General features: G+C 41.2%; 7 protein-coding genes and 1 pseudogene. 3 read left to right on the forward strand and 5 right to left on the reverse strand.

Going from position 1 to position 11,328, the window contains the following annotated elements; translation table 11 throughout:
* Window positions 1-65: 65 nt before the first annotated feature.
* Both V7L07_RS11235 and V7L07_RS11240 read left to right on the forward strand, forming a co-directional pair.
* On the forward strand, window positions 66-1,715 hold the full coding sequence (locus V7L07_RS11235) for a hypothetical protein (RefSeq protein WP_335057741.1): 1,650 nt from the start codon (window positions 66-68) through the stop codon (window positions 1,713-1,715).
* A gap of 40 nt (window positions 1,716-1,755) precedes the next feature.
* Complete coding sequence (locus tag V7L07_RS11240) at window positions 1,756-2,403, forward strand: flagellar motor protein (RefSeq protein WP_335057743.1); 648 nt, start codon at window positions 1,756-1,758, stop codon at window positions 2,401-2,403.
* A gap of 61 nt (window positions 2,404-2,464) precedes the next feature.
* On the opposite strand, the gene V7L07_RS11245 is transcribed toward V7L07_RS11240, so the two are convergent.
* Entirely contained in the window at window positions 2,465-3,421 is a 957-nt protein-coding gene (locus tag V7L07_RS11245; protein ID WP_335057745.1) for a hypothetical protein, read from the reverse strand.
* Between the two features lie 550 nt (window positions 3,422-3,971).
* Window positions 3,972-4,259: pseudogene (locus tag V7L07_RS11250) on the reverse strand (Uma2 family endonuclease); the annotation flags it as partial.
* Window positions 4,260-4,465: 206 nt separating this feature from the next.
* Between V7L07_RS11250 and V7L07_RS11255 the strand changes: the two are divergent.
* Window positions 4,466-6,574, forward strand: coding sequence for a M3 family metallopeptidase (locus tag V7L07_RS11255; RefSeq protein ID WP_335057747.1), 2,109 nt, complete (start codon window positions 4,466-4,468; stop codon window positions 6,572-6,574).
* A 359-nt stretch (window positions 6,575-6,933) separates the two neighbouring features.
* On the opposite strand, the gene V7L07_RS11260 is transcribed toward V7L07_RS11255, so the two are convergent.
* From V7L07_RS11260 to V7L07_RS11270, 3 genes are all read right to left on the reverse strand, one after another.
* Complete coding sequence (locus tag V7L07_RS11260) at window positions 6,934-7,728, reverse strand: DUF928 domain-containing protein (protein ID WP_335057749.1); 795 nt, start codon at window positions 7,726-7,728, stop codon at window positions 6,934-6,936.
* A gap of 68 nt (window positions 7,729-7,796) precedes the next feature.
* Window positions 7,797-10,130, reverse strand: a complete 2,334-nt coding sequence (locus tag V7L07_RS11265) for a CHASE2 domain-containing protein (protein ID WP_335057751.1) — start codon at window positions 10,128-10,130, stop codon at window positions 7,797-7,799.
* 176 nt (window positions 10,131-10,306) lie between these two features.
* Complete coding sequence (locus V7L07_RS11270; protein WP_335057753.1) at window positions 10,307-11,275, reverse strand: DUF1822 family protein; 969 nt, start codon at window positions 11,273-11,275, stop codon at window positions 10,307-10,309.
* Window positions 11,276-11,328 lie beyond the last annotated feature (53 nt).

Here is an 11,328-nt window from a genome sequence, read left to right on the forward strand (position 1 = left end):
TCTTATTCCGGTTAGATAATATCCACATTTTTTAGCAACCTTTTCCTACTCTCAAGGTGTTTTTGATGCCACTAGTACCAGGTTATTTAATATTTATTACTCTTGTACTCGTCTTTCTACCATCTCTAGCTACGATTTTTCTCCGCTTGGCTCTGTATCAACATCTATTATCGTTAGAAGAAAAGGTACGAAGGTTAATTAGTAGACAATCACCTGGACAACAACCAAAAATAATAGAAGAATTAGAACGAAGGTTTAGAGACGCTAGTAGAAACTTAGATCAGGTTAATACAGCAGCGTTAATCGACCAAGTTTATAGCCAAGAAAAAGTGTGGGGATTTACTTGTGAACAAATCGATTACTTTTGTCGGATTCTTCCTAATTTACTCTTAGCCTTTGGTTTACTTGGTACTTTTTTTGGTATTACGCTTAATTTAGCCGCACTCAGTCAAACAATCAATCAAACCAATAGCAGCAATGTTAGCAGTTTAGTCGCTGAATTAAAGAAACCGCTAGAAGGGATGAGTATTGCCTTCACTACCAGTTTAACCGGACTTTTCTTTAGTACTTTCTTAACAATATTTAACTGGTTTAAAAATACTACTTTTGCCAAATACAGACTTATTTGTACTCTTGAAGATTACCTAGATAATATTTATCATCCCCAAATACAAGGTGATACTCGCCTCGATAAAATCGTGAAGAAAATGGTATCCCAGCAAGATGAGTTTTTAACTCGCTTTGGTGATACTGTGCGGGATGCAGTGGAGAAATCTATAGGAAGTGTGGCAAAACAAATTGCCGACGGTAATAAAGAAGCTGCTGATTTAGCCAAGCAAGTTTATGAGGGCTTTTATCAAGCTGCTGGTACTATATCTGGTGCTGCTAATGAATTTGAACATACGATTACTGAACTGAATGCAAAATCTCATATATTTAAACAGTCTGCTGAAATATTTGCTAATAGTCAGTTTCCTGAGAAGTTATCAGCAGCTACAGTCAATTTGACTACTATGCAAGAAAGATTTTCACAATCTGCTGCGAGTTTGGGTCAGACAACCCAATTGATTGAAACAGCATTGATAGAAGTTCAGGGTTGTAGTCAAGAGTTAACTAATTTGGCAGTAGATATGAAAAATTCTAATCAAACTTCAATTCAAGTTTTAGAGTTACATCAAAATAATCAAAACTCCCTTGGTGAGATTATTCCTCAACTCAAACAAGGAGCTACTAGTTTTTCAAAAGCCATTAACAAACTTGATAAGTTAGAGCAAAGAATTGCAAACAAAGCTGATAATTTGACGCAGTTGCTAGAAGTTGTTCAAAGCTATACAGAGCAAGTTAATTTGGCAATCGAGGCTTTAGGCGATCGCTTGATTTTAAACTTATCTCAACAAATTGGTTCTAACAATCAACAAGTTAAGGCTGTCATGGTCAATTTTGAAGGATATGCTAATCAGTTAGGTGTGAAATTTGATATGTCTAAATCAGATTTTATCGATGTTATTCAAAATAATAATGAAAATTTTAATACTGAATATAAAAATGTCAGTGCCATGATTATTAAAGGAATTATTCAGCAGACAGAAACAAATAAACAAGGATTACAAATGTTAATTAATAATATTCAAGACTTCAATAAGGATGTTAACAGTATAAAGAATGAAATTTCTCAGATGAGGCAAAAAATGGAAAAGCAAATAGAAAAACTCTAGCTGATTATATTGACATTAATTTGAAATATAATATTAAATTATGACTCGTCGTTCACGACATAATGACTACAAAGAAGATTTAAATATTTGGCCTGCTTTTACAGATTTAATGTCCAATGCCTTTATGATCTTACTACTATTATTATTAATAGCCAGCACTAACTATACGATATCGCAAATATCTAATCCAGGGACACCGCCAATTTTGTTAATTAAAGATGAAAATTCGAGATTTGATCCAGGTAGTGCAGTAATTCCAACGACAATGTTAGATTTCATCACAAATAAACTCGTACCTGATATAGAAAAAACCACAAAATCTTATAATATTAATACAGTTGAAATAATTGGGCATACTGATGAACAACCGATTGGCATTATCAGTAGTAATCTAGACTCGAGTTTAGAGACAGCAGCTAGTTCAGGGGGTTCAGTTAGTACACTTAAAGCAGGTTCTAACGCTGATTTAGGATTGATGCGTTCTCTTGCAGTGGTTAAAGAATTGCTGAAAATCCAGCAACAAAATAAGATGCCAGGAGTTCAATTTCGCGCCTATTCGGCAGCACAATTAATATTACCAAGTGGGGAATTTGCTCCCATTCCACAAGAAAAGCGTCAGCCAGAACCGAAGCGGCGACGCATTGAAATTCGTTTTACGCGCTTAGGTGAAGTACGAGAAGTAAAATAAATAATCTATTCCCCACTGCTGGAATACTAATTAGTAATCTTAGTTTTCTAATAACAAGAAACTAAGATTTGCTCTTATCGGCTTCTTTCTGCGCCGCTTCACTATATTTCTTATATAGTTGAGTACGAATCTTAGCTTCTTGATAGCGAGTGTGGGTTTGTGGTACCGTACTCATTAAATCCGAAGCCCGTTGCCATTTAGCAGCGATCTCTAACCACTGAGTTGAGGTTGTAGCTGTTTTCCCAGATGCAGAAGCTTGGTTGGCAATTCGCACAGATATTTGAAATGGATCGTCAGATGGCTCAGAAAAGCTATTGTTAGGAGCGCGGGATGGTGTTTGGGCTTTCCTATCGTTAGTATTTTCTGTAGTTAAAGATTTGGAAGTTTCTAGTTGTATGAGGTTTTTCAGTTTATTACCTAACTGGGCATAAACAACCCAACTGAGCAACAACAGTGAGCATAAACCAGCTGCCGCTAATATTTTTGTGTTAGGTTTATTTTTGTATTTTTCTTTGTTAATGAGTACTAAAGGACGAGAGACTTGAGTTTTAGGATAATTTGGTTTTCCTAGTTCGGCTTGAGCTTCTGTGAAATCTTTAATTAATTGCTTTATAATATTAGGCTGAATTAGTGTAATTTCCTGTGACCAAAGCAATTGGTTTTCGCGATCGCTATCTATTTCCTTTAACCACAGTAATTGTTGTTCCCGAACAATCCGACTGTTGATATTAACTCGGCGAATGTGACGCGGGGCGATGGATTCAAGAATTTGGTGAATTTGTTCTACAAGGGGAGATTGCTCCAGTTGCTCTAACCTAGCCGCTTCACACAGAATTTGTAAGACACCATCAGAAAAAATCGCTCTAGTTCTGACACCAGACTTGGCTAGCTTTTCGTTCAATAGCTGAATAATCGCAGCAACGCTACCTTGGTGAGCTTGCCAAGCGATATCGTTGATCCGGTCTACCACCTGATATTTAGTGATAGCTCTTCCATCATGACTGATTAACGTACTCATTAATTTAGGGACTCTTTTCTACTGACCTTGATCTTGTCTTCGATTTTACGAGTAAAAACATGAGTTGCCAAATAATATCATAAATGTGGAACAATATAGAGTATTCTTTCTCTGTTTGGCAAGGACGCTCGATCGCACTCAGTTAATTGAACTACTCTCACGCCTTGAAAGCGTATAATTCCTGGACTGAAACCTAGTCCTTCACGATAACGCCCATACTCGCGGATGAGCTATCTGTTTGACATAGTACATTATGATATCTTTTCGCGTAGGCGTAGCCCGCCATAGGCATCGCCTTTAGTCAGGTTGAGTTAGATGAAGAGTGCTGAGTTTTGTTAGATGTAGCGGGGCGTTTAGTCGGTTCCTCGGTTTAGAGTTAAAAGACCACCCACCTTCGCGCAGCGTCTCGCAGAGAGGGGCAGGGCTTTTACCATCGTGCGAAAGTACTCAGCACTAAGTAGGTAAATCACTCTTGCGATGGTGCGAAGCATCCGCCAAAGGCGATCGCAAATGTACGCTAGATACTATCAGGATTAACGCCAAGCGATGTCTAACGACAAGCCGCTTCGCGTCTACGCAAATGTTCCTTCAACCTTTCCACCTGCAATTCTGCTTGTATTACTTGCTCTTGGGCTTGTTCTCTCGCCAATCTTTCCTGTTTCAGCGCCTCTGCCAACTCCTCTGGAATCAGCAACTTTTCTCCAGTGTCTTCTCGATAAAAACCAATTAGTTGCCCCTCTATTTGCAAACGTAGCTGCAAAGGTTCACATCGACTATCTGTAATTGGCTCATACACCTCACCTCGCAGTCGATACCCTAAGATGAGGGAGAATAACCATACCCAATCCCCAATCCCCAATCCCCCAACTTATTGTTCAAAGACCAAACAAAATAGCTATATTGGGATACTTTTGTGAGTAATTCTCGCTTTTTTTGCCTTTTTATCAGAATTGCAATACTAAATAGCACAGTGATCGTTACATTAGAAGATATATAAATAAAAATCATTGTTGATTTTTGTTCGTTCGCAGTTCACACAAAATCATGAGTGCAAGTACCATTATTTCCCATAATCCCTTACTCCAAGGCAATGGTTTACCTCTATTTGCAGAGATTAAACCAGAACGAGTAGTACCAGCCTTCAATCAGTTGTTGGCAGAACTTGACCAGCACCTTGCCACCTTAGAGGCTAATGTAGAGCCTACTTGGAGTGGTTTAGTAGAACCCTTAGAAAAGCTGACAGAACGGCTTACCTGGAGTTGGGGGACGGTAAATCATTTAATGGGTGTTAAAAATAGCCCGGAACTGCGCGAAGCTCATGAAATTGTACAGCCACTAGTCGTACAATTTATCAACAAGCTCGGTCAAAGCCAACCCATCTACAATGCTTTTAAAGCACTCCGTAGCAGTGATAGTTGGGCAACTTTAGAATTAGCCCAACAGCGGATTGTTGAAGCTGCCATTCGAGATGCAGAGCTTTCTGGTGTTGGCTTACAAGGAGAAGCAAGAGATCGTTTCAACGCCATTCAGATGGAGTTAGCAGAACTTTCGACCAAATTCTCTAATCATGTACTTGATGCCACAAAAGCCTTTAGCTTAACCCTAACAACAAAAGCGGAAATTGACGGTTTACCACCAAGTTTGGTAAGTTTAGCTGCCCAAGCTGCACGGGCGGCGGGAGAAGAAAAGGCCACACCAGAAAATGGCCCTTGGCGCATTACTTTAGACTTCCCCAGTTTCGGCCCTTTCATGCAGCACAGCACCCGTCGAGATTTGCGTGAAAAGCTCTACAAAGCTCATATCACTCGCGCTTCTAGTGGCGATTTAGATAATAATCCGTTAATTGTGCGGATTTTGGAGTTACGGCAAGAACTCGCAGATTTACTTGGCTTTCAGAGTTTTGCCCAGTTGAGCCTTGCCAGTAAAATGGCTCCTAATGTTGAAGCAGTGGAAGCACTATTAGAAGAACTACGTCAGGCTAGTTATGATGCTGCTGTCAAAGATTTAAAAGAACTCCAAGCTTTTGCTGCATCTTATGGAGAAGAATCTCAAGATTTAAAACACTGGGATATCAGCTTTTGGGCAGAACGCCAACGAGAAGCAAAATTTGCTTTTACTGCTGAAGAATTGCGTCCCTACTTTCCCCTTCCTCAAGTGCTAGATGGCTTGTTTGGACTTGTGAAGCGGCTGTTTGGTGTTACAGTAACCCCAGCTGATGGTCAAGCCCCAGTGTGGCATGAGGATGTCCGTTATTTCCAAATTGCTGATGAAACCGGTTCTCCTATAGCCTACTTCTATTTAGACCCCTACAGCCGTCCAGCAGAAAAGCGTGGTGGTGCTTGGATGGATGTATGCATCAATCGTGCCAAAATCAATGATAATGGTGCATCTAGTGTTCGGTTGCCTGTGACTTATTTGATATGTAACCAAACTCCTCCAGTAGACGGCAAGCCGAGTTTAATGACTTTCTATGAAGTAGAAACTTTGTTCCACGAGTTTGGTCATGGATTGCAGCACATGCTCACCAAGGTTGATTATGTTGGAGCCGCAGGCATCAATAACGTGGAATGGGATGCAGTGGAACTACCTAGTCAGTTTATGGAAAACTGGTGTTATGAGCGACCTACTTTGTTTGGCATGGCTAAACATTACGAAACTGGAGAAGCTCTACCGGAACATTATTATCAAAAGCTGCTAGCGGCGCGTAATTATATGAGTGGTACTGCGATGTTGCGGCAAATTCACTTTAGCAGTATTGATTTAGAATTACATTACCGTTATCGTTCTGGTAGCGATGAAACTCCGGCAGATGTGCGTCATCGCATAGCTAAAACTACTACCATCTTACCACCACTTCCAGAAGACTCAATGTTATGTGCTTTCGGGCATATTTTTGAGGGTGGCTATGCAGCGGGTTACTACAGTTACAAGTGGGCTGAGGTACTGAGCGCTGATGCTTTTGCCGCTTTTGAAGAAGCTGGGCTAGAAGATGAGGAAGCTGTAAAAGCGACAGGTGGACGTTATCGAGATACGGTGCTGGCCTTAGGTGGTAGCAAGCATCCAATGGAAGTGTTTAAAACTTTCCGGGGTCGTGAACCAAGTACGATCGCTTTGCTGAGGCACAATGGTTTAGTAAGTGCGGCTGCAAACTAAACAACACCTCTGTAGACAATACAGTTCAGTTAACGTGAGTTCGACGAACCTCTCCCTGCCTTGAACTAAAGTTCAAGTCTGTCCCTCTCCGACTCGGAGAGGGACGGTTTTGGGTAGTAAAACCTTCTTAGAGGTTTTTTGATTGAGCAAATTGGGTAGATATTATATGAGCAATCGAATTCACGTTCAGTTAAGGAAATTTATCTGTTAAGGCAGGCAGGGGAGGCAGAGGAAGCAGAGGAAGCAGGGCGAGAAAAAAGGCTTAACTGAACCGTATTGCCTCTGTAAAGACTCTGCAATGCAAAGTCTCTACATCAACATGTTTACAAATAATTCTTAACTGAAAATTTTTTCTGAATTTAAGGTGTTACTGGAAGAATAGGTTCTGCTGCAACATCATCTAAGCGGATGCTGCCTAGTAAATTTAACCACTCTGCTTGCAGTGCCGCATCTTGAGGATTTTTTTGACGCAGTTCCGCCAATGTCGTCAGTGCCTCGTACCATATTCCTTTTTGGGCATAGATTGCATAGCGCTTTCGAGGTTCTGTGGTTTCTAGTTCTTTGACTGTTGCTTCACTCAGGTTAACTCGTTTTATTACCCCTTCAACGTAAGTCGGGGGCGAATTCTTTTCTTTGTCACAGTTAATGGTAAAAAACCAGCGGTATTGTTTGTCTACTGCTAAAGCCGGAGTATTCGTAGGCAAAGAAACGCGGATGACTCCTGCTTTATCTGGTAGAGCGATCGCTTTTCGGTAAATCTCTTTAGAATCCTTAGAGTCAGGATATTCTTGCAGTACAAATTCAACTGCATAAGGCAAATCTTTGGTATATGGCACATAGAAAAACCAACTTGGGTGTTCTACTGTTGTTTGTCCCCAGACATTAACTACTGAGTTAGCTTCCTGAGTAAAAGGTACTAAAGCAGTCAGGTCAAGTTTGGTAATTTTACATCCAGGCCCCCCGCGTTTCGCTCCACCACGAACCCGACCACCAGGAGCCGGGCCAGATGGAATTGGAGGTTGATTCAAGGTTGTGGCTTGAGCCAGGGTTGGGGTTGGTTTAGCCAGTACTGGAATCAAGCTAACTAGTAAACTTGTACAGCTAAAAGCTACTACTAAAAACAGTTTTATTGGTGGTTGTGCATTTGAATTCATAAAAACCTTCGCTTATACGATTTTAGATTTTAGATTTTAAATTGGGCATTAGTTATTCTCCGTATTCCCTATTCCCTATTCCCCTCCTGATCTGTTTTTGAATTATAAATTGACATCAATCCTCCCATAGCTACTAGTGATAAAGCTGACGGGACAAACGGCACCCAAGCACCTGAAATTAACAGACCAAAGCAAACTACATACAAAACGCTAGAAGTAACACCAATTGCCAACGCCAACCAGGGTAATGAAAACCTGCGCCAAGCTAAAACTCCCCCCACTAAAGACCAGCCCCAAATCCAGACCACTTCAAGCCAGAATGACCAAGCCTGCAATAACGGCCGCCCATCCTGGACTGCACTGAGGATCTGGCTGACCATGTGAGCTTGTACTAACACTCCTGGCATTTGCTCATCTAAAGGAACGCCATAGGGTGTTGGCCAGGTATCTGGAGAATCCCCCTTTGCCACTACACCAATGAGAACAATTCGGTCTTTAATGGCGCTGGGGTTAATTGGACTAGATAAAAATTGCGTTAGCTTCACCTGTTCGGCTATCTCTTTTGATGAACGATAGTTGAGTAAGATTTGACCACCATTAGCATCAATATTTTGATAGCCGCCAGTATGAGGCTTCAGATTCGGAAAAATAGTTTTACCCAGCTGTAAATTCCCTTCTGGGGTGAACTTTGTTTGAATTCCTAAAGGGTGCAGATAGAGGGAGGCTAGTTGTAAACTGAAGGCATAAGGAGCAGAACACAAGGATGTTGTCTCCTGATTCATAAACAGAAGTTGCCGACGAATCACGCCATCGCGATCGTGAATAAAGTCACTGAATCCCAAATTTTCCGGGGGGATTTCTGGGGGTGGCTTAATGCCTTTGATATTTCCTGTGCTATCACTCCCCTTGCATACACCAATCAAGTTTTGAGTTTGTTGGAGACGAGTAATTAAATCTGGTTCTTTGGCAGAAAAATCACGGTAGATATCTAAGCCGATCGCACGGGGTTGGTATTGATTCAGTTTTGCCAGGAGTTTATTAAGAGATTTTTCGGAAATCGATGCTCCGATCAAGGATTCGTTATTTTGTCTTTGAATTGCCAGATCGTCATCGTCAATTGTGATTATCAACAGTCGGGAATCGATACCTTCCGCAGGGCGCGATCGCATCATTAAGTCAAAGGTTTGAATCTCTTGATTTTCTAAAAATCCCAACCATCTCATCCCACAAACCAAGACTGTAATTGCCAAACTGGGTAACAAAATTGTCCGAAATCTGCGTTTGGTAGGCAAAGGTAAATTCGGTTTATCTTCTTCAGTTTTTACAGACCTTAATTCATCCCAAGTAGGTGGCATCTGGGCTGGATTTTGGCAAATCACTGGTAGCCAAGTCGCACAAGGAAATCGATCCTCAAGTCCTTGCAAGCGTTCTCGCGCTTGGCGTACCGCTTGATATAAAGACTCACCACCTGCAAAGCCTTCGAGAAAATACTTTAAAAACTCCTTGGCAACCTGGTCTGGGACAGGTTCGCGCATGACAATTATTTGAGGAATTTGCAAATCAGCCAATTCTCGCGCCAAACCCAATCCATCACAGGAGTTGAATATAGCTAATTGCAAGCCGTTTTCAATGGCTTTCTTAAGAGCATACTTTAACTCGCCAATGGTCAGACTATCAGTTTTATTCAGATAAATTCGTCCGCTTTCTCCATTTTTATTACTAGAACTATGTCCAGCAAAGAAGAGAATATCCCAGTTTTTCCCCCAGAGATGATCAGTTAATTCTTTACGCGGCGGTTCTACTAAAAAACTGACTTCTGCATTACTACACTGTTGCAGTAAAGCTTGATCGGCTTGGGTGTCAATCCCCTTACTGTTGCCCACAATTGCCAAAATGTTGACTGATTTATTGGGAGTGCGTAGCTTGTGAATGCGATCGTAAGATGGTGAAGAAAGGGCAATTTCAGCCTTGGGGTAGCGTTCTAACAAGTCCCACAGATGCCAGGGTAATAGCTGTAATTGGCTATTTTCTGTTTGCAAAATTACCCGTACTTCGTCCGTAGACGACAATCTTTCTAACCATTTTTCTCTCAAAGGGCGAAACTCTTCCGCTCGCAGCCAGGTATTAAAGCGTGCCCGCAAAATATGAGAAGTGTTTTCGCAGTCTTGAATCATCGATACATTAGTTACCTGCATTTTGTCAGCATGAAGGCGATAACGATTGCCTATTTGCCGATAACTAGACTGCCAATGACTATAATAGAGCGGCATTTCAGGAAATGAAGGTAGCTTCCCTGTAATTTCTGTTGCAGCACGCTCGTGTTCTTCACCAATTTGGAGAGTGACAGCAAATCCCTGCTCAAAACTACCCTCTCCGAATTTCATCACTACTAACTTACCCATGACCCTCGTTATCTCCCTATGCAAGATCACGCCCTGTTCTAATGTCTCATAACAAGCTCCACAAGCATCTACAGACTTTTCTCAAAATCCCCAAAAGCCAGCTTGAATTTTTAGTTTTTAATTAACCAATTACCACTTAAGAAATTACTGACAAGGAGGTAAGATAGCTACACAATTCAAATTCGGAAATATTCGGTAATGCTAGTATTATCCAAGGCTACCCTAACGCTAAATTGCTCTGTGGGTTCACCACGGAACTGCAACTGAATGTAATTGTCCGATCTTCTAGATTGAGCGTCTAGAAATACTGCTCCCGAACTATCTAGAACAGTGAGATGAACTCCTAGTGGCAAATAGATTTGATTGCCAGTGGCGTGCAATTGGAGATGAATACTAGTTTGTTGATCTTTTTCGGAGCTAATTTCCACAATTAACATGACTGGTTGGTTAAGAATTTGGATACCCAAATCAATCAGTTTTGCCCGTTTAGTAGTTGATTCTGGTCGATTAATGGTCTCTAGTTCCAAAGTTTCAATACTGCGAAATGCATAAGTTGGTCTGAGTTCTGGTATGTTCCACAGGGATTCAATAGTTTGCCAGCCAGTCTCAAATACACCAGCAAACCACTGACTCAAATTCACTAGTGAATTAACTGGAGATTGACGCAGTTGCCATAGATGATCGATAAAGGCTTCCAATGGTTGCAGTTGCGCTAAAGGCAGTGTTTCAGTTGCGACACTAGGGATAAAACCAAGCAGCCTCGCTTCTTGGAGCAATTCATCAAATTGAACTACTAAATAACCTACTCGTTCTTCCCAAGTTTCTGGAGGAATAGAACATATTTGCTGATGTAGATGGACGGGGCGACACTCCAGACGACCAATTGAGGGTACATCTAAGTCAGCAACATTTCCACAAAAGCGCATGATGGGGTTCCAGCTGTCACTAGCTTGAAGATCAGTTGGAATATCCATCATCTGCAAGTAGTCATTTACCACCCATACAGCTAGAGTATTCAACCGGACTTGCTCTGCTTTTTCAGGGTTTGGCTGCTGGTTAGCAAATTGCTGGGCAGTTATGCGAGCTCTTTGGGAAATCGGCAATGTTAAAGCGAAATCGTCTAGCTGATAGGTGGAGTTATTCATAAGTCAATCTTGAGTGATCAATGCTGCTATGTTACATATCAGCTGCATTCACT

Source organism: Nostoc sp. (genome assembly GCF_036916985.1).
In the GTDB taxonomy this organism is placed as follows: domain Bacteria; phylum Cyanobacteriota; class Cyanobacteriia; order Cyanobacteriales; family Nostocaceae; genus Nostoc.